This is a genomic window from Mycobacterium persicum, assembly GCF_002086915.1.
GTDB lineage: Bacteria > Actinomycetota > Actinomycetes > Mycobacteriales > Mycobacteriaceae > Mycobacterium > Mycobacterium persicum.
The window spans coordinates 1,905,150-1,925,714 of the sequence record NZ_MWQA01000001.1 but is presented as its reverse complement, the minus strand read 5'-3'; the positions used below and the strand labels follow the sequence as shown (position 1 = coordinate 1,925,714).

Annotated in this window: 18 protein-coding genes; 4 read left to right on the top strand and 14 right to left on the bottom strand. The window is 65.0% G+C overall.

Annotated features, from left to right (window positions below):
- Positions 1-8: 8 nt before the first annotated feature.
- Complete coding sequence (locus tag B4U45_RS08575) at positions 9-755, bottom strand: class I SAM-dependent methyltransferase (protein ID WP_183155045.1); 747 nt, start codon at positions 753-755, stop codon at positions 9-11.
- 87 nt (positions 756-842) lie between these two features.
- Positions 843-1,898, bottom strand: coding sequence for an FkbM family methyltransferase (locus tag B4U45_RS08570; RefSeq protein WP_240316496.1), 1,056 nt, complete (start codon positions 1,896-1,898; stop codon positions 843-845).
- Positions 1,899-2,200: 302 nt separating this feature from the next.
- Between B4U45_RS08570 and B4U45_RS08565 the strand changes: the two genes are divergently transcribed.
- Positions 2,201-3,271 (top strand): polysaccharide deacetylase family protein, encoded by a 1,071-nt coding sequence (locus tag B4U45_RS08565; RefSeq protein WP_075549216.1) that lies wholly within the window; start codon positions 2,201-2,203, stop codon positions 3,269-3,271.
- 4 nt (positions 3,272-3,275) lie between these two features.
- Here B4U45_RS08565 and B4U45_RS08560 read toward each other — a convergent pair whose 3' ends face one another.
- Positions 3,276-4,298 carry a glycosyltransferase family 4 protein gene (locus B4U45_RS08560; protein ID WP_082275621.1) on the bottom strand — a complete coding sequence of 341 codons (1,023 nt, stop codon included), beginning with the start codon at positions 4,296-4,298 and terminating at the stop codon, positions 3,276-3,278.
- 667 nt (positions 4,299-4,965) lie between these two features.
- Between B4U45_RS08560 and B4U45_RS08555 the strand changes: the two genes are divergently transcribed.
- Positions 4,966-6,966, top strand: coding sequence for a hypothetical protein (locus B4U45_RS08555; protein WP_075549217.1), 2,001 nt, complete (start codon positions 4,966-4,968; stop codon positions 6,964-6,966).
- Between the two features lie 13 nt (positions 6,967-6,979).
- A complete protein-coding gene (locus tag B4U45_RS08550; protein ID WP_232336919.1) occupies positions 6,980-7,936 on the top strand; it encodes a class I SAM-dependent methyltransferase in 957 nt (318 codons plus the stop codon).
- Positions 7,937-7,955: 19 nt separating this feature from the next.
- Here B4U45_RS08550 and B4U45_RS08545 read toward each other — a convergent pair whose 3' ends face one another.
- The 11 genes from B4U45_RS08545 to B4U45_RS08495 all read right to left on the bottom strand — a co-directional run bounded on the left by B4U45_RS08545 (position 7,956) and on the right by B4U45_RS08495 (position 20,102).
- Complete coding sequence (locus B4U45_RS08545) at positions 7,956-9,008, bottom strand: glycosyltransferase (RefSeq protein ID WP_075549218.1); 1,053 nt, start codon at positions 9,006-9,008, stop codon at positions 7,956-7,958.
- On the bottom strand, positions 9,005-11,005 hold the full coding sequence (locus B4U45_RS08540) for a glycosyltransferase (protein WP_219859377.1): 2,001 nt from the start codon (positions 11,003-11,005) through the stop codon (positions 9,005-9,007). Before B4U45_RS08540 ends, B4U45_RS08545 begins: the two co-directional genes overlap by 4 nt.
- Positions 11,006-11,132: 127 nt before the next feature.
- Positions 11,133-11,690: a serine acetyltransferase gene (locus B4U45_RS08535; RefSeq protein ID WP_075549282.1), complete on the bottom strand. Its 558-nt coding sequence runs from the start codon at positions 11,688-11,690 to the stop codon at positions 11,133-11,135.
- Between the two features lie 124 nt (positions 11,691-11,814).
- Positions 11,815-13,278, bottom strand: coding sequence for a flippase (locus B4U45_RS08530; protein WP_075549220.1), 1,464 nt, complete (start codon positions 13,276-13,278; stop codon positions 11,815-11,817).
- A gap of 13 nt (positions 13,279-13,291) precedes the next feature.
- Positions 13,292-14,845 (bottom strand): sugar transferase, encoded by a 1,554-nt coding sequence (locus tag B4U45_RS08525; RefSeq protein ID WP_082275622.1) that lies wholly within the window; start codon positions 14,843-14,845, stop codon positions 13,292-13,294.
- Positions 14,814-15,680 (bottom strand): WecB/TagA/CpsF family glycosyltransferase, encoded by an 867-nt coding sequence (locus B4U45_RS08520; protein WP_232336920.1) that lies wholly within the window; start codon positions 15,678-15,680, stop codon positions 14,814-14,816. The genes B4U45_RS08525 and B4U45_RS08520 overlap by 32 nt, the downstream gene beginning before the upstream one ends.
- A gap of 68 nt (positions 15,681-15,748) precedes the next feature.
- Positions 15,749-16,903 (bottom strand): PPE family protein, encoded by a 1,155-nt coding sequence (locus B4U45_RS08515; RefSeq protein ID WP_083153985.1) that lies wholly within the window; start codon positions 16,901-16,903, stop codon positions 15,749-15,751.
- A 453-nt stretch (positions 16,904-17,356) separates the two neighbouring features.
- The gene (locus B4U45_RS08510) at positions 17,357-17,785 is read right to left on the bottom strand and encodes a DUF5313 domain-containing protein (protein ID WP_075549222.1); all 429 of its coding nucleotides are present in this window, start codon (positions 17,783-17,785) and stop codon (positions 17,357-17,359) included.
- Between the two features lie 256 nt (positions 17,786-18,041).
- Positions 18,042-18,866 carry a hypothetical protein gene (locus B4U45_RS08505; protein WP_075549223.1) on the bottom strand — a complete coding sequence of 275 codons (825 nt, stop codon included), beginning with the start codon at positions 18,864-18,866 and terminating at the stop codon, positions 18,042-18,044.
- Complete coding sequence (locus B4U45_RS08500) at positions 18,863-19,489, bottom strand: TetR/AcrR family transcriptional regulator (protein ID WP_075549285.1); 627 nt, start codon at positions 19,487-19,489, stop codon at positions 18,863-18,865. Before B4U45_RS08500 ends, B4U45_RS08505 begins: the two co-directional genes overlap by 4 nt.
- 100 nt (positions 19,490-19,589) lie before the next feature.
- A complete protein-coding gene (locus B4U45_RS08495; protein ID WP_075549224.1) occupies positions 19,590-20,102 on the bottom strand; it encodes a hypothetical protein in 513 nt (170 codons plus the stop codon).
- Positions 20,103-20,307: 205 nt separating this feature from the next.
- Between B4U45_RS08495 and B4U45_RS08490 the strand changes: the two genes are divergently transcribed.
- Positions 20,308-20,559, top strand: coding sequence for a hypothetical protein (locus B4U45_RS08490; RefSeq protein WP_075549225.1), 252 nt, complete (start codon positions 20,308-20,310; stop codon positions 20,557-20,559).
- Positions 20,560-20,565 lie beyond the last annotated feature (6 nt).

Genomic DNA, 20,565 nt, shown 5'->3' with positions numbered 1-20,565 from the left:
AAGCTTGGTCATCCGTCGATCTGGCCGGGCTGCGACTTGCGGATGATGTAGGTGAGATTGTTGTGCCGCCACGCTAGAGCACCAAAAGATAAGGCCGACAAGGCTTTCGCGTATGCCCGAATCACCCTGACCCGTGCACCGGTGCCGCGCACATAGTAGGTGTGGCCCCGCTCTTCCATGATCGAGCAGCCGTTTCTGCTGCAGAAGTCGCGTATCCCGTCACGGGAAATGAGGGACGAATAGTAGGTGGGAAACGGCGAGTGGCCCGGCTTTCCGGCGCCCGGGTAACGAACGAAGTACCGGTAATAAGCGACATGAACCCCGAAGGGCATGCGCCTTGCGGTCCAGCCGTACACCGAGTCCCGGTCTGGGACCCGCAGCACCAGCAGCCCATCCGGCTTGAGCCCGTTGACCATGTTCACCAGCGCGCGCTCGGCGTCAGGTATGTGCTCGAGCACGAACGAGTTGTAGATGACGTCGTAGCGGCCGGCCGGAATGGTCGCCGGCGCCGTCAGATCGCCGATGATCGCCTCGTGCAGGTCTCCCATCTTGTCGATCCGGCTTTGGAGCGCATCAGCATCGAGATCGATACCGGTCAGCCGATAGTCGACGCCGTCGAGATCGAGGGGCCAGTCGAGCCCGCAACCGGCTTCGAGGATCTCCAGTGGGCCGCCAAGACCTTTGATGATCGACGAAACGAATGTCACTTCCTCGTTGTAGGTGTCGACGGTCTGCAATTCCGTCCGAGTACTCACTTGGTCCTCCGCACGTTTCGTTGACGTCCGGCTTCGCGTCCGTCACCCGGACCGTAGCGGCGGGTGGCACTCGTTGGCCGCGCCACTTCAGTTCGGACCGTCGGCGGAAGCGACCGGATTTGCCCATGCCCGCAACCGATTTGTCAGCCGGGCCGCACTGTATTGCGCCCACCAGATCGCTCGCTTGTAACCAACGGTCCTCCGGCAAAGCCGCAGATAGCGGGGCGAACTTCCCGCCTCCACCGCGTGCCTGTCCTCCAACAACCGCACACAGCGCAACGCGAGGTCGAACGACCCATAGCAGTAATGCGCGATCATCGCCAGATGCTTCAGCTGCTCGTCGGTCATCCCGTCCGGGCGGACGAAGTCGCGCACATAGACGATATCGGTCTCCAAGATCTGATTCAGCGGCCGGAAGGGGTCGCCGACCGCGAAGTCGCCGATCACCCACTTCTTCACGCCGCCGGGGATGCAGTGCGGAATAAACCCCTGGCGGCGCAGCTCCAAATCGACCTCTCCGAATGGGGGCTGGTGTTGATACAGGGTAATAAATGACACCTCGGTCTGAATTGCCACCGCGTCGGCGAGCTTGCCGCGCCCATTGTGAAAAACGGCCAGCTCGCCTCCCTGGATGTCGATCTTCAGTAAATCGAGATGCTCGATTTCGCGGATGTCGTCGAGGCGGCGGGTGTGCAGTGGGACGCGCTCGATGACCCGGCCGAACCGATCGAAGAGACTGAACAGCCCCTGCGTCCGCGGGTCGGGTTCGAGCAGGCTGGTCATCGCCCCCGGTGCCGGACAGACCTTCAGGGTCTGGGAGCTACCGTCGCCCAGCGCAAACGGCAGGTAGCGCTCGTTCGGTCCGCATCTGGTTTGCAACTCGAGCAACGCCTCCCGACCCGGCTCGAACCCGGTCACAAAACACAGGCCGGCGTTGAGCATCGACGCATACGGCCAGTCGCCGCAGTTGCGGCTGGCTCCGACGTCCACTATGTGGGTGAGCCGCGACGGGGAGATGATGTCCGGTAGCGCGCTGCTCAATCGATCACCGCCGGTTGCTGTGGTGCCCGGGTAAGACAGCAGATTCCACGCCGTGACGGAGCCGTTGCGCTTGAAATCGACGAGCGGCGGCACCCTTGACACCGTCGGAAGAGTCCACTGCTTCGGCCCCGTCGACGCATCACCACGGGCCATCCGCACAGTCAACCGAGGCGGCCCAGCGCGGGCGGCTAAAGCCGTCCGCGTCGACGTCCGCGTCGAAGGCAAGCACCGACACACAATATCGGGCGCCCTTTCGGGAAGCCGGCCATTGCAGCAAATGCAAGTGACATTGGACCATCCCCGTCGCGGTTTCGACCGGCACCCACCAAACACCGTGCCGCCTGCGGAACAATCCGGAAATGCGTTACAGCCAGACCTAGCGAGCGGTCGTTAGAGTTCAATGGGTGAAGGCACGACTCAACGGCCTCGCGTCGCATGCGACCCGCGCGACCCTCAAGAACTTCGCGGCCGGATTGTTGTGTGCCGCCGGTGTTCCGACGCTTGCCCGGCGGCGACACCGCAACCTGCTCGCCATCGTGATGTTCCACGGTGTGGAAAGCGAACCGCTGTCGCCGGCATGCTGGCATGTGCTCGGCTCAGCGCTGTACCGACGTCAACTTGAGTACATCGGCAAGCACTTCAACGTCCTTCCGCTCCACGAGGCTCTCGATCGACTTGCGGCGGGGACGTTGCCGCCGCGCGCCATGGCGATAACGTTCGACGACGGCACCCGCAACCTCGCCACCCACGCGATCCCGGTGCTGCGCGATCTGAAGCTACCCGCGGCGGTATTCCTGGCGACGGGCATGATTGGCAGCGACGAAGCCCTCTGGCCCGACCGGCTTTGGCTGGCGATCGCTCGCACCAAAGCAAGCCAGATCGATCTGGCCGTGCTGGGACTGGGCACTCGTTCACTCGACGGTGTCGTCAACCGCGGCGCGGTCTACGCGGCCGCGGTTGAACGGATGAAAGACATGGCCGACCCGCAACGGATCGCCGTGCTGGACGATATGCTCCGGGTGCTGGGCTACCGCGATGGCGGCGACGGCGGTCCGTTCCGGATGCTCTCTTGGGACGAAGCCCGTGAGATGGCGAGCGACGGCCTGGTGACGCTGCATCCGCATACGGTGACCCACCCGATCCTCGCCCGCTGCAGCGATGACAAGGTCGAGCGGGAGATCGGACAGTCCTGTGCGGCGATCGAGCGCGAGACTGGATGCGCGCCAACAATTTTCGCGTACCCTAATGGCCGGCTGCGGGATTTCGATGCTCGCGCTAAGGACGTCCTGCGCGGTCGTGGTGTGCGCTGGGCGTTGACGACCACGGCGGGATTCGCTCACCGTCGCTGCGATCCACTGGAATTGCCGCGGTTGGCGGTCGGCAGCGATTCATCGTTCGACTACTTCCGGCTGATGGTCTCCGGCGGGCTGCCGCGTCGCTATGGCGGTAGCCGCGGGACGGCCGGCGCAGGCTAAAACCCTAGCGGCGCCGGGATGCGGCGGCGGCCAGCCACACGTCGTGCAATGCGTCCCGCCAGCGCGAGACGTCGAACTTGCTGGCACGCGCATAGGCGGCGGTGGCCAGCCGATCGCGCAATTCGGCATCGACTAAGAGGTCTTGCAGCGCCGCCGCCAGCTGTGCTGGGTTGCCGGGCTTGACGAGCACGCCATTCACCCCGTCGGTCACCACTTCTGGTATCGCGCCCACTGGGGTGGTCACCGGTACCACCCCGTTGGCCATCGCCTCCAGCAACGCCATCGGAAGACCCTCGCTGTAGCTGGGCAACACGAAGATCGCCGAGTCGGCCAACAACCGGTCCCGATCCGCAGGACCGACCCACCCGGCGACGTCGATAGTGTCGTCGAGTGCATTGGCGCGAACGAACTGACGTAGCTGCTCCACCTCGCCATCACCGGCCAGTGTCACCCGCAGGTTGGCCCGAATGTCGTTGGGCAGCAAGCCGATTGCCTGAACGAGGTCGTAGCTTCCCTTGTTGGCGCCCAGTCTGCCCAGAGACACCACCGACAATGGTCGGCGGGTGCGCGGCGCCGGCGCGTCGCGAGGCATGACCACGGGGTTGTAGAGGAGTCGGGCTTTGGACACCTCGAATCCGAGTCTCGCGGAGGACGCCACCATATGAGATTCACCGAGCAGCACCACGTAGTCGGCGCGCAGTGCCGCGCGTACGGCGCGGCGCAGCGGCGCCGGCAGCCCATCGAACCAGGTGAAGAAGTGAGAACTGTGACAATGGATAATCGTCGGGATGCCCCGCATTCGCGCTACGAATAGCGGTACGGATTTGCGGACCACGCTGCCGCGCAATGAAAAGTGCACGTGCAGTACGTCGACCACGCCGGCCAACAGCAGCGCCGAAGCCTTGAGCATGCCCGAGATCCCCGTCCATAGCCAAGCGGGCAGGGAGTCATCGACGTAGGTGGCCACCGAGCGGACGTGGAACCGCGGGTCGTTGTCCTCGATCAGCAACTGAGTTACCGCCGCCATGCCGCCGCGGCTGTTGGGTCCGGTTGGCGCGGTCCCGACGGTAAGTACCCGGATCGGATAGCGGACCGGCCCTGATGGTGTCGATCGGTTGCCACCTGGATGGTTCTCGCGGAGCCGTAGTCTAGGCAACGACGAGGCCTCCTAGTTCTGGCTGCGTCCCCGGGCGGCCACCTCATCTCGGCTGCTACCGCGACACCTTGATCAGCCGGAACTCTAGCAAGCATCACGGAGGACTTTCAGCCAACCGACCCAAGCCACAAGAACTTCGTGGGAACGGGCATACAAGCGGGCGAGGCGCCACCGTCGACCGCTACCCCGGACCTCGGGGCGGGGAGCGCTGGCCAGTCGGCGCAGCCTCGGCTGCGCCCGATAGCCCCGAAATGTGTGAAATGCGACAGCGAAAGTATGTCCGGCGCCGTGCCCGTCAATCGTGCGGTTTGGGTGAAACATCGGTTGCCCGCCCCGACGGCGAGTGATCGCGCGTCTCGGTTTCGTCGAAAAACCGGCTAATCTTGCTCAGCCGTTCATCATTCGGCTTGGCCACTGACCTTACCCTGGCTAGCTCGGCTTTCCTTACGGATGGCTCAGCGGCTACCCAGTGAGCGGCGCCCGCGATTCATCTCTATTTGCTTTCGACGCGGCGTCAACACTGCATACTGTTCCGGTGATGGGTCGGAAATATATGGGCAGAGTCATTGCACTGGCCGCTGTCATCGGATTGTTGACCGTCAGCGCCCCCGCATCCTGGGCCGAGCCCACCGAACCGGGCACCACGACCGAGCCCGGCGAACCGGCCCGAACGACGGCCTCGTTGACCCTGGCGTTGTCCGATATCGGTTCCAGTTCCACCATGGCTTTCTACGGCTTGGACGGCACGATCGCGCTGAGCGTGCCGGTCCCGCGCGGGCTGACACCGGCGGCTTTGAACGCGATCGTGGAACCGCCGATCAACCTGCGGTCCGGGATCATCACCGTCACGCAGGACGAGCGTCAAATCGCGAAGGTGAGCCTGCCCATCACCGACCAAGCGCCGATCGTCATCCCGCTGGCCGGAGCGCAAGTGGTCAACGATTCGGCGACGGTGTTGCTGCGTGCACATCTGGTGCCGCAAGAGGGATTCTGCGTCTATCCATGGAGCCCGTTGCGGCTGATCAACGGAACCGTCGGCTATACCGGGGTTGAACAGCCGCCCACCACGGTGGCCCATTTCCTGCCGCCGGTGCTGCGGAAACTGACCATATTTGTGCCCGAATCGCCGTCGGCAGCCGAGTCCGACACGGCAATTCGAGTGGCCACCTCCGCCGCCGCGCACTACGGCAAACAGAACCCGGAGATCGTCGTGGTGCCGTTGAAAGAGGGGCAGGCCGGGCCGCCGACGCCGCCGTCACCACAGGAACGCCAGGTCGTCGTCAAAGAGGGACCCGACAACGGGCTTTCCCTTCAAGGCGCCACCGGCGTGCCGTGGCTGTTGATCTCCGGACCACTCGGGCCGAGCAACGCATCCGACACGGCTTTGCTGTTCAGCAACCTGTCCGGGTTGGCGCTGGCTGCCAAGGCCGTCGCCACATCGCTGCAGAGCGGCATCCAACTGCCCGGCGACACCACCACGCTGCGGGATCTGGGTCAGCCCGTGGTCAACTCCACGGGGCTGCAACCACGGGTGGTGATCGGCTTGGACCAGACCCGGTTTGGCAGATCCATCCACTCGGTGCGCGTCCATCTGCGGGGGTCCTACTCTCCGACGCCGACCACGATGAGCGGTCAGATAGAAGTAACAGTCGGCCCGGAAGTCATTGACCACTGGCCCACCGACGGCCACGGCACCATTGACCGCTGGATCGATGTCCCGGATCGGCTCCTGCAGCGGTGGACCGGTCTTACTGTGACGCTGGATATTTCGGGCAACGTTGGCCGTTGTGGAGACTTCTACGTCGCCGGCGCCGGAGACCAGCTGCTGTCGTTGACCATCAACGGCGACACCACCGTGCAGAGTAGCCCCGCCAAACCGCCGGTCCCCGATGGGCTGTCATCGGTGCCGCAAGCGCTCATGCCCACGGTCCAGGTGGGCATCGAGCCCCACTCGTTCAGCGACACCGCGCGCGCCGTCGACATCATGGTCGGCCTGCAGCGAACCAGCTCGATACCCATCGACACCGCCGTGACGAGCCCGCGACAAGCGATCGATTCGTCAAATCCGGCGATCGTGATCGCCGCTGACGGGTGGAACCACCCCGACATCGTGCTTCCGGTGTCCGCGGGGCCCACCGGGCCAATCACCATCAATGCCTTCGGATCCGACGGCAAGCCCACCAAGCTCACACTGGACCCGACACTGCGGTTCGCGTCTCTTCAGACGGTCTTCAACCGCGGCCGGTCGCTGCTGATCGCCACCTCCAACGGCGCGTCCGCGCAGCTCGACGACCTCCTCAGATGGCTCGACGCCGACAGCACCCGGTGGCCGGGCGTCAAAGGTGTCGCGCTGGTGGCCGTACCCGGGCAAGACCCGGTGACCGTCGACCGCCTGGGCATGCCCGGCCCGGTTCCGGCATCGCAGAGTCACTCCGACTGGGGATGGCTGTGGTGGTTCGGCGGGGCGTGGGCTGCGCTGGCCGTCATCGGCGCAGCGGTGATCGTGCTGCGCGGCCGCCGCGGAAGGCTGCGGGGCTGACAGTCAACCGGGAATGTCGGTGGAACCCAGGGGAAACAAGTTAATCTCACGCTACAAGAAAACCTACGGCATTCCGGCCGAGGTGAACATCACCGAGCAGATGATATTAGCTCATTGGGATCTGGAAAAACAATTGACGTCAGAACTGCGTCAATCGGCTCCAGCAGACCGGTGGGATACCTTCGATCACTGCTACACCCGCCTCTACGCGGAATTGGAGTGGCTCAACCAGTTTTCCGAGAAAGCCGACCCGCAAAATCCCCACGAAAAATTCGGGAGATGGGTCGACCTGATCGGGCAGCCACCGAAATCGATCTATGAAATCGGTTCCGGCCAGGGCGGCCTGATTTCATTTCTGGCGGCTGGTGGTTATGACTGCCGAGGAACGGAGATCACTCGCGAACGGGGACAGAAATTGATGCCCGAGTCACGCGCGAATCCTTCCTGGGCGATATCCGACGGCGTGCATCTCGATGAGTTCGAACCTCCCGAGTCCTACGATATCGTGGTGTCCGACCAGCTCATCGAGCATATCCACCCCGACGATCTGGATAGTCATCTACGAAGCGTCCGCAACATATTGAAAAGCGGTGGTAAATATATCTTCAATACTCCCCATCGATATACCGGGCCGCACGACGTCTCGCGCGTATTCAAATGCGGCGAGGCGGCGGGGATGCACCTGAAAGAATACACGTGCCGCGAACTCGTCGACGCCGCCCGGCGGGCCGGTTACCGCTCCATACATTATGGATTTGTACCCCGGCGATTCCTGCTGATCCTCACGGCGTTCGGCGTGAGAAGATTTGGTGGACCGGACGCGGCGGGGATTTCATTTCTACGGGCCGAATTCGTCGCGGAAAGATTTCTGCGTGTCTTACGCGCTCCCGCCGTGCGCCGCGGGTGCGGAAAAATGCTTTCCAAGTTCGGCGTTTTCTCCGAAACCCTCTCCATCGTCGCCGAGAAATGAAATTCGCGCGGTTCCCTGGTCAAGGCCGGCGGTGCGCCACCGCCGTGATGACGTCCAGCAAGCGATCCGCGGTATGGTCCACGGCGAATCGCCGCGTGTAGTGGCGTGCCGCCGCGGCTCCCTGTCGCGCCGCGACGGCCGGGTCGGCCAGCGCGTCGAAGGCGGCCGCCAGACCGGCCACGTCGTCGATACCGATGGGTGGGCGGCCCGGTGGCTGGTATTCGGGCAGCGCACCGGCGGTGGACACGATCGGCATGACGCCCAGCTGCATCGAGAGCACCTGCACACCGCTTTGTGAAGCGCGCCGATAGTGGGCGACCGAGCCCTTCGCGGCGGCCAGCGTCGTCACCACGTCGCGGTAGCGATAGCTGCCGGGAAGCCAGCGGGTGTGTTTGGGCAGCGGGCCGGCGTCCAGTGGCCCGCCGATGAGCACCAGGTTGTCACCTCGCCAGCCGCTGCCGACGTGCCGCTGCCAGGCTTGCAGCACCACCTCGACGTTCTTGTAGGGGTGCAGCCGGCCGATCATGACGAAGTCATGGCGTCCTTCCGGGCCGACTAGCGGCGGCACCAGGGCCGGGGCCAGGTCGCTGGTCAGCGGCACGACATGCACCCGGGTGCCGGCGACGTCGCGGCGGGTGGCGACGGCCGCGGCGACGTAGTCGCTGTAGGTCACGGTGGCCACCGAGCGGGCGCCCCAGCGGTCAAAGAGGGCGTGTTCGTAGGCCGGCCGGTGTTCGACGGGGTCGTGCGGACTGTCGTCGTGCACCAGCTGAATACGCGGAGCCCGGCCGGCCAGCGCGATCCAGCGGGGATCGCGAACCAGCTCGGCGATCACGACGTGCGGCCGGTAGTCACGGACGCGGCGCCACGCCGCGAGGCTCGCGGGCCAGGTTGCCGCGGTGCGAAACCGTGGATCGAGCACCAACTCGTAGTCACGGGCCGCGCCCGACTCCGGATGCTGGTCGGAGGTCACCAGCAGGACCTCGGTGCCGCGGCGGATCAGCGCCTCCGCCTGCACCCGTGCCAGCGACCGCATCCACGGTGAAAGCCACAGCACCCGAGGCGGATTCATAGCACTGTGGCGATCGCATCGAGGTAGGCATCGGCCATTGCCGCAACCGTGTAGTGCTGTTGCATCCGGTGGAAGCCGCGCCGTCCCACCGATGGCAGCGCGGCGGGGTCTGCCAGGATCTCGGCCAGCTGTTCTCGCCATCCCGACACCGACACGGGTTCGACGACGAACCCCGCCCTTCCGAAGTCCAGCATTTCCGGCACCGCGCACACCGCCGACGCCGCAACCGGCACCGCCCGTGCCATCGCCTCGAGGATCACCAGCGGGAACGCCTCGGAACGGCTTGGGACGCATAGCAGATCGGCGTCGGCCAATGCCTGCCCGGGGCCCGCCGACCAGCCGCGCCACTGAACCCGGTCGCGCAACCTGGTCGGAGTGCGCGCCTGCAACCGCTCCCGGTCGGGGCCGTCACCGAAAATCGAGAGCCGCCATCGCATCTCGGTGAGGCCGCCGAGCGCCTCGATCAACAGCTGCGGGTTTTTGTGCTCGACGATCCGCGAGAGCATCACCAGGTGCGGCGGCTCACCGACGCCCCGGATCGGGGGGGCCGGGTCGCCGGCCGTGGCGACGCCGTTGGGTGCGACGAAGCGGCGTCCGCCAAGTCGATGGTGTACGGCCAGCATCTCCCAATGACGTTGTGCCAGAACGATAAATCCGTCGGCACGGCGCATCGCCGCGGTCAGTGGCCGGGAGTAGATGGGCCGGCCGTCATCCGGCGGAATGTGCGCGGCGACCAACCAGCGCCGGCCCTTGGCAGCTGCGCGCCACAGGGTGGCAAATCCCGTCTCGGTATTGGTGTCGCCGCTGATGAGCACCGCCGGGCCCGCCGGAATATCGACGATCGGCGCCCACCAGGGCTGGCGGACCACCCGCACGCTGGGCGGAATTTCGTTGATCAGCGGGCCGAACCGTTGTACGCAGACAATGGTGACGTGATAGCCCCGGCGGTCTAATTCCGTTGCTAGCAGCGCCTTTTGACGCTCTGCACCGCCGTACACCAGGCGGTTGGTGACGATCACGATCGCCGGCGGGTCGGTTCGGCGGCCGGCCCGGGCGCTGCTGCCGGGGGGGCGCTTCGATCGATGCAGTCGCTCCACCAGCTTGGTGGCGGCCAGGTAGACGTCCGCGTGGTGAACGCTGTGTTGATGTTCGAGAAGCAGCGCGGCGTTGGTGCGCGCCAGGTCTCGGTTGCGGCGGTGTTCGGCAGCCGCGACGGCACCCTCGAGGGTCGAGCCGGCGCCGGTCACCGGATTAACCCGGTCGGCGCCCACTTCGTCGGCCAGCAGAACGCGCCAGCCCGCCGCGCGGGCCCGGTTCTGCCAGTCGGCCGCCTCGCCGTAGCGAAAGAACTCCTCGTCGAAACCGCCGATGGTGTTCCATGCCGCGCGGCTGATCGCCAGACAGGTAGTTCCCAAACAGCCTTCGATGCTTTTAGATTCGGGTGGCTGGCGGGAGTAGCGGGGTGACACCGGCGTGCTGCGCAGCGAGTCGGAGTAGCCGGCAGCGGCAACCAGCGCCCGGATCAGGGTCTCGCGGCGGGCCGCGATATCCCACGGTCGCCCACCGGGTGCGGTGTCGTCATACACCATCGGCGACACTGCCGCCACCCGAGGCCGGCGAAGCAATTCTCTGGTGCGGGTCAACGGTCCCCGTATCCGGGCATCGGCATTGAGCAATAGCAGATCGGCGTCGCTCGGGGTGTGGGTCACCAGCGCGTTGAAGGCAGCGGCGAAGCCGCGGTTCCCCGGACCCGGCACCCAGTGGACCGTCGGGTGGCCGGCGGCCAGTTCCTCGCGGCCGGGGCACCCCTGGCAGCGGCTGTCATAGACGTAGACCGGTAGCTCGGGCAGCTGCTCGGCGACACTGTGCAGGCACATCTCGAGGCCGTCGTGGCTCTTGCCGGACACGATCAGCACCGCAAGTGACCGCTCCGACGGCAGCGTGGGCGAGTCGCCGACTGGGCGTTGCAGATATGCCCGGTCGATTTCGCGGGTCATGCCCACACCGCTTCCCGCGCCAGGCCCGCGGGCCGGCGGAGCCCGTCGCGCAACCGTCCGTGAGGATAACCGCGGCGACACCAGAGTAGCAGCGCGGCAACGACATTCGCTTCTGCTACCGGCACCGTCAGTCCTCGGTGAGCGCCGTGCCCGGGTGGCGGTCGTTGACGATCCGGGCCGGATACCCAGCGACGTCGACGTCGTCCGGCACCGATTTGGTGACCACCGCGCCCGGTCGGATGGCGACGCGGTTGCCGACGTCGGCGCCCAGCACCATCGCCATCGGCGAAATGAACACGTCGTCGCCGATGGTCGGGAACTGGCCCGGCCGCCCCTCTCCTATCGTCACTCCGTGATGAATCCGGCAATTCGCGCCGACCCGAGCTTTGTAGTGCACGACTATCAGGCCGGCGTGAGCGATCGACAGACCCGGGCCAAAGACGTTGCGCGGGATGTCGAATCCGAGTCGTTCGCCCAAGAACTTGGTTCGTAACCTTAGATATGCGGCCACCACGTGTGCTGTCGGGGTCCGTGCGGTATTGGTCCAATACTCCGATTTTCGCAGCAGGCGCTGAAAATGGGCTGAACGCTTCAAGATTCGGTGACGGAGCCGCCAACGCTGCAAGCCGTGTGCTTTCAGGTCCGCTGCCAGGTATGCCCGCAAGTCCTCGCGAGTCCTGATCACGGCCACACCGTACTACATGCATCAATCAGGTGGCCCGCCTTTAGTTGTGGTATTGCCGGGCCCGGAGGCAGCGCATCGGTAGCGCCGACGGGATGCACCAGATTCGCGCGGTCCGTTCTCACGGTCACGCCGCCAGCTGATCGCGGCGCAGCAAGGCTAAAGTCTGCCAGGTGACCGGGCCGAACGCCGCGCTGGTGGCCAGGTACGCGGCAGCGGCAGCACCCAGTACCAGGGCCACGTGCTGACCCGAAAGCAGCAGCGTCACACCGACACTCGCCGCGGTCGGTACCAGCAACCGCAGCAAGAACGTCACCGGCGTGTGGTAACCGCACTGACGGTGTAGGCACCAGCTGGCAATCATCATGTTGGCCAGCTCCGTGCACACCAGCGCGATGCCGGCTCCCACCGCGCCCAGCCGCCCGCCCAGGGCGAGGTTGAGCACGACGTTGAACGCGAGGGTGGCGACCGACAGCCAGAACCAGAACCGCTGGCGGTGACTGGCGAACAGCCCCTCGCCCAGAGTGGTGGTGACGAAGCGCAATGCCACCGCGACGAAGAGCAGCGCCAGCGTCGGTGTGCCGCGGCCAACGAATGCCTGGTTGCCGAACAACCTGATCAGCGGTGCGGCGAGCAACGCGCCGACAACCGCGACCGGGACCGCCAGGAAATACATCAGCTCGACACTGCGGCGCATGAAGCCGGCAAATGCCGCGACATCGCGCGCAAACATTTCGGTGGCCGTCGAGAGCGTGGACTTGAGGAAGAACACCGACACCACCAGGGTGTTGAGCGCGATCGAGGACGCCAAGCCGTAAACGCCCACCTCGGAATGGTTGTTCACCAAGGACAGGATCACCCCGTCGGCGCGCCAGTACAGCACGGTGATCATTGTCACGCCCATCGGAAAGAGGCTCTCCCGCAACAGATCCGCGGCCTCGCGCAACGCGAAGCTGGGACGCAACGAGACATGACGCGCGGCAGCGCTGCTCTGGATCAGCACCTGCAGGGTCGTCGGAATGAGCTGTACTACCGCGAACCAGATGACGTCGGCTCGTTCCGCCACCAGAAACGCGATCACGGCCAGCGTGGCCAACCGCCCGACGACGTCGGAGACCGCCACCGCGAAGAACCGCACGGTGGTCTGAAACACCGGCTCGAGCCGTGTCGTCATTGTCACGATGAGCAGTTGCGTCGACAACACCACGAGCATCACCCGCACTTGGTGGTCGCGATACAGCAGCAAGCCGGTTCCCGCCGCCAACGCCGCGAGCGGAACGCAATACAGCAGGGATATCCCGTTGTAGATCCGGACCAGGCGCTCCAGATCGTCGTGGCCGGAGGTCACCCGACGCACGATCACCCGCCCGACGCCGAGATCGACCAGGCTTGCCCACATTCCGATGAATGCGACCGCGATGGTGAGCTGGCCGTAGCGGTCCGGGCCCAGATAACGAGCGGTCATTGCCACCGAGACCACCGAGGCCAGCATCCCGAGCATCCGGCAGATCAGCTGGATCGAGAACGCGTGAGCCAACCGCGCGACCGGCACCGATGGTGCTACCGCACCGGGTGCCGTCGGCTCAGTCATGGCTCACGGCCACCTAGTATGCTCCGTGCCCCGTCACGACGGCTTTCACCGTCTTGGCGATGATCATGAGATCACCTGCCATTGACCAATTGTCGATGTACGACAGATCCAGCCGCACCGACTCTTCCCAGGTGAGTTCTGAGCGTCCGCTGACCTGCCATATTCCGGTGACGCCCGGCTTCACCAGGAGTCGACGCTTCACATCACCGTTGTAGCTGTCGACTTCGCGGCTCAACGGAGGCCGCGGCCCGACCACGCTCATGTCCTGCTTGATGACATTGACGAATTGGGGGAGCTCATCGATGCTGAATCTGCGGAGCAATCTGCCGACAGGTGTGACCCGGGGATCTTGACGCATCTTGAACAATATTCCACCGGCGCCCTGATTCATCGACAAGAGGCGGTCGATTTGGGTGTCGGCGTCGACCTCCATTGTTCGGAGTTTAAGCATCATGAAGGGCTCGCCATTAATACCTATACGTTCGGATCGGTAGCAGACCGGTCCTTTGCTGGTCAGCTTGATCGCGATAGCAGCCGCAATGAGAAGTGGCGATACCAGGATCAGCGCCGCCAGCGCGAAACAGAAGTCGAATGTCCGCTTTTGAAAGCGCTGGGCACCGGTGTATAGCGGCTTTTCGACATGCAGCAGCGGGAATCCGGCGACCGGCCGGACGGTCAATCGTGCTTCCGCGATGTCCATCACCCCCGGCGACAACACCAAATCGACGTCCATCGTCTCCAACTGCCACATCAAGTTCCTGATCGCGTGCTCGCCGAAATGCTCGGTCTGGGTCACCACCACAGTGTCCGCGCCGCAGGCCTCAACCGCTGCCACCGCATAGGATTCGTCTCCGAGAATCGGTACTTTGCGGCCTTCGACCGTCAGGATTTCGCCGCGGGGCGCGCCATATCCGGGAATGCAGACCCCGACGACGACGTAGCCGTCGAGTGGGTTACGGTCCAGTTCATGTGCCAGGCGTGAAAGTCCTTGGCGGTCTCCGATAGCCAGCGACATCGTCTGATATTCGCCCCGGGCTCGCTTCCGGCGGACATACCTGCGCCAGCTGTTGCGGCTCGTCAGCAATCCCAGGGTGCCGACGGGAAGCGCCACCGCCAGATAGCCCCGGGCCAAGTCAATCTTGGCGAGAAGCGTCACCATTGCGATGATCCCGAATGTCCAAAATGACGCGCTGCTGATTCGCCGGTACTCGTCGATCCCCACCCCGATCACGTGCGGTGATCGTGTGTGGAATATCGCCAGCGACGAAAGCCAGAGTGCTGCGAAGAGAAAGGAGAACAGCGTCATCACCGGGCCCGGGTAACCCGACTTGTTCGGCGAATCGCCGAAGCGGACGTATTGAGCGAGCATGACCGAGGCGAAGACGATCACCGAGTCGGTGATCAGCAGCCGCTGTGAGTATCGGTGCTGCCATCGCCCGATTGCATTGCGATCGGGCGTGCGCACCGGAGCCAGAGTTACCGGCGAATTGTCGGTTCGGCGGTGAGGTGACGGGATCACGCTGGCTCGCTTTCCCTTACACGGTTGCCGGCTCGGGCCGCGCGGCATCGCGGACGGCGCCGCTGAAATCGGGGTGATCACGTGGCGGCGTGGCCACGCAGTATGGGCTGGGATAGCAGATCAGCTGCGCGCGTGCGGCACGGAGCAAGGCGATAGGGCCCTGCAGCAAATAACGGCGGGCCAGCCGCCGCGGCTCGCTGATCAAGCGGTGCAACCATTCCAGGCCGAGTTTTTGCATCCATCTCGGAGCTCGTTTGGTCTTGCCGGCCAGGAAGTCGATGGCACCGCCACAGGGCAGCAAAACCCGGGCACCCGTCGCGCAGCCGTACCGGTCAACCCACCGTTCTTGACGCGGCTTGCCGAGGCTGACGATCAGGATGTCGGTGCCCGCGGCGCGAATCATCGCCGTCAACCGCTCAGAAAGCGCCTCGATGTCATCGGCGTCCGGCGCCCACATTCCCGAAATAGCAAGCGCTGGATGATGTTTGCGCAAGATCGGGGCAAGCAGGCGGTGGGTTTCGGCGCTACCGCCAAAAAAGCCGACCCGCTGGCCTGTCGTTTCGGCCAGCGCCAACACGCCGGGAAGCAGGTCGGCCCCGGTGATCCGGGGCCACGGCTTGCCGGTGAGCAGCTTGCCCCGCCAGGCGATCGGCATGCCGTCGGCCAGTAACAGCCAGTCCAGCGGACCCGCGGGCGCCGACATGACCTTGCGAAAGTGGTACAGGTGGTCGAGGTTCACCGAGCCCACGGCCAGGCTCGCTGTCGGTGAGGATTGCAGTCGCGACGCGATGATCGACAGCACGTCGTCGAACTCCCGGCGCTCGACTATGGTGCCGCCGATGATCATCCGCACACCGGTTTCGGGCACCGTGTCCACGCTCATGAGCCGCTGCCTTGCTCGCTGCTTTGGCGATTCGCAGAACCTAGCCATAGACCGGCCATGTCAACGGCCTACGTGTATCCGGCGGCCGGTGGACGGGTCATTACCGTGGGGACAATCCCGTATCGGGGACCGACAGATCGGCCCGGACCGGTCAAACCGGATCGCGGCGCCGCGCCCAACAGGCTTGGCGCCGCGGTGGCGGCATCAAGGCCGTTCGGCAACGCGGCGGCGGCGCCCATGTTCGCCGTCGGAATCACGCTGGTCCAACCCGCCGGCACCGACAACGGGCCCAGTGACGCCGCGTTGCCCATGCCGCCCACCACGCCTGGACCCACGGACGAGATCAGACCGACCCCTGAGCTGATTGCCCCTGCGGCCCCTTCTGCTGCCGCTTGCGCAGCAGCAGCTGCCCCACTCGCCAAACCCTGTGCTGTTTGGGCCATTCCGAGGATGGACGACATCGAATAGAGCGGGGTTGCCGCGGCCATGAAGTAACTGGGAAGTGCATAAACCGGGACGGTCGCGAGGGTGGGCATCAGCGACGACGATGATTCCGCAAGCCCGAATAGGGGTGATGCCAGCCCGTCCAGCATGGCCGGAACCGAGGACACCAGGCCGGCCAGCGATAGTTGGTCTGCTGCCGAGGCAGCCGCGGCGTGGGCGACTGCGTTGCTCTGCCCGGCCAGACCAACCGGGTTGATCACCTCCGGCGGCGAGATCAACAGGGTCAATCCACAAGCGGTCGCCGAGTTTGCGGCATATTCATACATCGCCGCGGCATCCTGCGCCCACATCTCGCCGTACTGGGCTTCGGTGGCCGCGATCGCCGTCGAATTCTGACCGAAGAAGTTGGTGGCGACCAGTGCCGCCAGCAGAGCCCGATTGGCCGCGACCACCGGAGGCGGCACCGTCATCGCGAAAGCGGCCTCATAGCCCTCGACGGCAAGCACGGCCTGACTGGCAGTCTCCGCCGCCCGTGCGGCCACCCCGGCCGTCCACGCCACATAGGGCCCGAGCGCCGACGCCATGGACAGTGATGCGGGGCCCAGCCAGCGTCCGCTGGTCAATCCCGCGATCACCGACCGGTAATGACCTGCGGTCGCGTGCAGTTCGGCGGCCAAGCTGTCCCACATCGCCGCGGCCGCCGCCAGCGATCCCGGGCCGGGGCCGGCATACATCCTCGCGGAGTTGATCTCCGGCGGTAAGGCACCGAAATCCATCACGTCAAACCCTGGCCGTGGCTAGGCTCCCCAGCTGCGGCGAAGCACGACCACCTCGCGGCGGAGTCGGCTGCCGCGGGCGGCACTTCAGCCGCAGACGCCGCAGAAGTCGGCTTTCCGCCCGTCATCGCGGAGCCTCGGTGGCGAAACACATTCACTTCTCCCCTAACGCGTGCAGGCTGACGGATATGGGAGCCGAGCCACGGTGCTCTTTCCGACCGTCAGTATCCGAACTCGTTACCTACCCTCATAGATGTGAAGATTTCAGCGGGTCAATAAACTGACAGTCGTATGATAGCGGTTCTAACATCCTATTCGTATCGTTTTGAACCGCTGAGCCAATGCCGCAGTCCGTTTTCCGGCTCGGGGTCCAATTTCGCGGCAGGTACCCCGCCGCGAGCGGCGTCCTCAGGAAGCGGCGTCCTCAGAATGCGGGGTCCTCAGAAAGCAGCGTCCTCAGAAAAAGGGATTGCTGTTCGAGTACCGCTTCGCCTCTTCGGGGCGCGGGCCGTAACGCCGGATGTACTCCTCGTGCAGCTTGGCGTCTTTCTCCCGCTTGATCGCATCAACCAGGTTCGGGTCCAACCCATGCTGGGCCAGGCGGTGCCGCCGCCACACCTTGTTCAGCGCGAGCGAGATCAACAACGACCACACGTAGATCGGTAGCGTCATCTCGAGATGCACGTACAGCGACGCGGGCAATAGCCAGAACGGTGCCAATACCAGCAGCGGCGGTATCGCCATCAGGAGCATGAACCGGCGGACCGCTCCCTTGGCGGCCAGATCTCGTGCGACCCAACTTCGCATCGAGTGGGGCAGGCATCGAAGGCCGTACGAGTACGCGAGGTATTGCAGGAAATTGGGTCGTCCAGCCGCAGAAGTCATAGCCGCTCCCCGTGGTTCGGTCGTCCCCAGGTATACCCGTGCAGACCCGTTGGCGTGCGGTCCAGCCGTCGCACCGCCGGGGACGTGCTTGCCAACGATGATCCGCTGGAGAAGGGGGCGGGGCAATCGCGAGCGGCTCAACCCGGGTGACCGCAGCGGCCCGACGCAGCCGGACCTCGGGCGCTGCCCTATCGGCGTGCGAATCCGGTAACCGCAAGGCACTTTCGTCCCGCGCGCACGCCGTGCGGGCGACCGGTCACGGATGCGCGGCGAGATACGTTTCGTTACTCAGACCAGCGGTCAGTTCCTCGACGTCGAACGGCCGGCGCAGCCGGGCGCGGAGCTGGTGTGTATCGAGAAGTAGCCGGACTTCGGCGGTTTGCTCGGCGAACAGCCGCCCGATGAACGGATAGATGCGGCGCATGATTGCGCGCTCGGCGGGCGTGCAGCGCGACGCGCAATAGCCGACATGGCCGATCTCATCGGTAAGTATTTCGCTGTAGAGCAGTTCGATTCGCCCGGCGACGTCGAGTTCGTCGTCGAACAGTTCGATGCCGACGTGGCGCAGTTCGTCGAACACGATGCAGCCCGCCATCTCCGCGGCGCCGACGAACACGAAGCTGAACCTTTCCGGCAGGAACACTCCCAGCTTGACGAGCTGTCGCATCACGAACGGCGGAGCGGCCACCTGGAATGGCAGGTCGAAGATGTCCAACGCGTATGCCAGCAATCGGGTGTGGTAGTGCTCTTCGAGCTCTACATACACCCGCTCGGGCGCCACATCTTCAGCGCTGTTGCGCCCGTAGGTTTCGCCAAGTCCCACGCCGAAGCGTTCGGCCTGATTGAGCTTCGCCGTCGCCAACAGGAACAGCATTTTTGGGTCCAGACCCGGTTCGGGTCGCCGCCGGCGCAGGTTACGAAGAAACGTCGATCGGTCTGCCGGGCGGGCCGACCGCACCGGGTGAGCCTCGAGGTCTTTGATGAACTTTTCCCGATTGGTCAGGCGCCGGTTGAGCAGGTCGGCTTCGCCGTCGCGCCGCGCCAGGAACTCCCTGTAGCCATCGATACCGGTTGCCGTCATCGTGTCTCCATCCCTTTGACAATCGTGGTTACGTACCGGCTCAACACGGCATCCGGTGTCGGAGAATGGTGTGCACCGGTGGCAAGGAGGGCGTAGAGCCCGGTCAAGAAGAACACCGCGAGATCGCGCACGTCCGCATCCGGCGTGACCTGCCCTGCGTCCTGTGCCCGGCGGATCGCGCCAATCAAGAACTCCGCGAGCGGGTGCCGGCTCAACTCGTCTTCGCCCGGGCGCGTCGACGAGAAGTGCAAACCCAGCATGTCCCGGAAAACTACTGTCCCCAAACGATGTTCAGCATCTAGCACCTGGCGCACCAACCGGGAAAGCACCGATATCAGATCGCCGTCCTCAGCCCGGGCGCCGACGAGTTCGGCGACGATCCGGGTCTCCTCGTTTCGCTCCAATTCGACCAGCACTTGTTCCTTGGTGGGGAAGTGGAAGTAAAACGTCCCCCTTACCACCCCTGCCGCCGCGGCGATGGAGCTGACGTCGGCGCCGGATATTCCGTTCCGCGCGATCTCCGCCAACGCGGCGTCGAACAGGCGTGCCCGTGTTTCGAGCCGTCGAGCCTCCCGGATGCCGGCCGGTGATTCCGCTGCGGTGCTGTCCTGTGGTGACCGCACCGGCACACCGTACGTCCATTCACTGGCAGCCGTCAATGACAGTCGTCAGCGAATGCTCGTAGTCGTCACCGTCGCCACGGGCCATAGCCTGGGCGCGAGGCTATGACGACCCGAGCGACAACAATCCGGGTGCCACGGCCCCGGTCACATGGGTCCGTCCGCGCGACGAAACGGTGAGCACGATGCGCCGCGGCTGCGCCATAGCGGCCGCGAATGCCGTCACGTGCTGCAACTCGGCGAGAAAGAGCGCCGTCTGGCCCGGCGGTATGTCGTACGGCACCGGGGTGCCCAATGCCCGGGTCGGCTGCAGTGACGCGCCGTCGGGATCGCAGCGGACCGCCCAGCCCGCCACGGGTAACGGAGTCCGCCCCGTGTTGACCACCCTGACGCCGATGACATACCGGCCGTCGGGAAGTTGCTCCGCGGCGTTTTCCAGCGACGCCCGAGCCTGGCCGCCGGCGTCGTTGGTCACCAGCCCGTCGGGCGTCAACAGACCCACGACCGGTGAAAGTTTGGCTGCCGGGCCCGTTCGCAGCCGCAATAGCTGCCAGGTCAGCAGGGCCACCGAGAGCACGGTGCCAACCAGGCCGAGCACGAATCCGGCGACGCTCACCGTGGCACGCTGCAGCGGTCGATCATGAGCGTGAAGGCTACTCTGACGCCAGCCAGGTTGCCGCGGTGCCTTCGATAACGGTAATGCGTTGCGGCGGAGGGGATCCGGTAACAAGTCTGATGAAGTTCCAAATTTCGACTGAACATTTGCTAAGACCGCGTTTCGCGAGCGGCGCCGCCTACTGCCGCGGCCCTACAGTCGGGGCATGAGCACCAAGTACTACCTGCAGAAAGTGCCCGTCGAATCGGTGGAACCGGGCTTTTCGCTGGCCGTTGAGCACGACGGCGGCTACCGCTTGTTCCAGGTCGACTGCACGCAATCGTCGCGGCGCAGCGGCCAACCGGTGATGATCAGGCTCGCCTCGGAGCCAGTTGACGGCGGCGATCCGTGGATCGTGGAATACGAAGCGGGTACACCGGTGGTACGGCTCCTCGGCGTCTGCGAGGCCGCCTCGTAGCTCAGC

What these genes read in the sequence shown, in the direction of transcription:
- B4U45_RS08505 (WP_075549223.1), bottom strand. Translation starts at nt 18,866, where the DNA reads ATGACGGCAACCGGTATCGATGGCTACAGGGAGTTCCTGGCGCGGCGC.
- B4U45_RS08520 (WP_232336920.1), bottom strand. Translation starts at nt 15,680, where the DNA reads ATGAGCGTGGACACGGTGCCCGAAACCGGTGTGCGGATGATCATCGGC.
- B4U45_RS08490 (WP_075549225.1), top strand. Translation starts at nt 20,308, where the DNA reads ATGAGCACCAAGTACTACCTGCAGAAAGTGCCCGTCGAATCGGTGGAA.
- B4U45_RS08555 (WP_075549217.1), top strand. Translation starts at nt 4,966, where the DNA reads ATGGGTCGGAAATATATGGGCAGAGTCATTGCACTGGCCGCTGTCATC.
- B4U45_RS08550 (WP_232336919.1), top strand. Translation starts at nt 6,980, where the DNA reads ATGTCGGTGGAACCCAGGGGAAACAAGTTAATCTCACGCTACAAGAAA.
- B4U45_RS08545 (WP_075549218.1), bottom strand. Translation starts at nt 9,008, where the DNA reads ATGAATCCGCCTCGGGTGCTGTGGCTTTCACCGTGGATGCGGTCGCTG.
- B4U45_RS08525 (WP_082275622.1), bottom strand. Translation starts at nt 14,845, where the DNA reads ATGCCGCGCGGCCCGAGCCGGCAACCGTGTAAGGGAAAGCGAGCCAGC.
- B4U45_RS08560 (WP_082275621.1), bottom strand. Translation starts at nt 4,298, where the DNA reads ATGGCGGCGGTAACTCAGTTGCTGATCGAGGACAACGACCCGCGGTTC.
- B4U45_RS08540 (WP_219859377.1), bottom strand. Translation starts at nt 11,005, where the DNA reads ATGACCCGCGAAATCGACCGGGCATATCTGCAACGCCCAGTCGGCGAC.
- B4U45_RS08530 (WP_075549220.1), bottom strand. Translation starts at nt 13,278, where the DNA reads ATGACTGAGCCGACGGCACCCGGTGCGGTAGCACCATCGGTGCCGGTC.
- B4U45_RS08510 (WP_075549222.1), bottom strand. Translation starts at nt 17,785, where the DNA reads ATGACTTCTGCGGCTGGACGACCCAATTTCCTGCAATACCTCGCGTAC.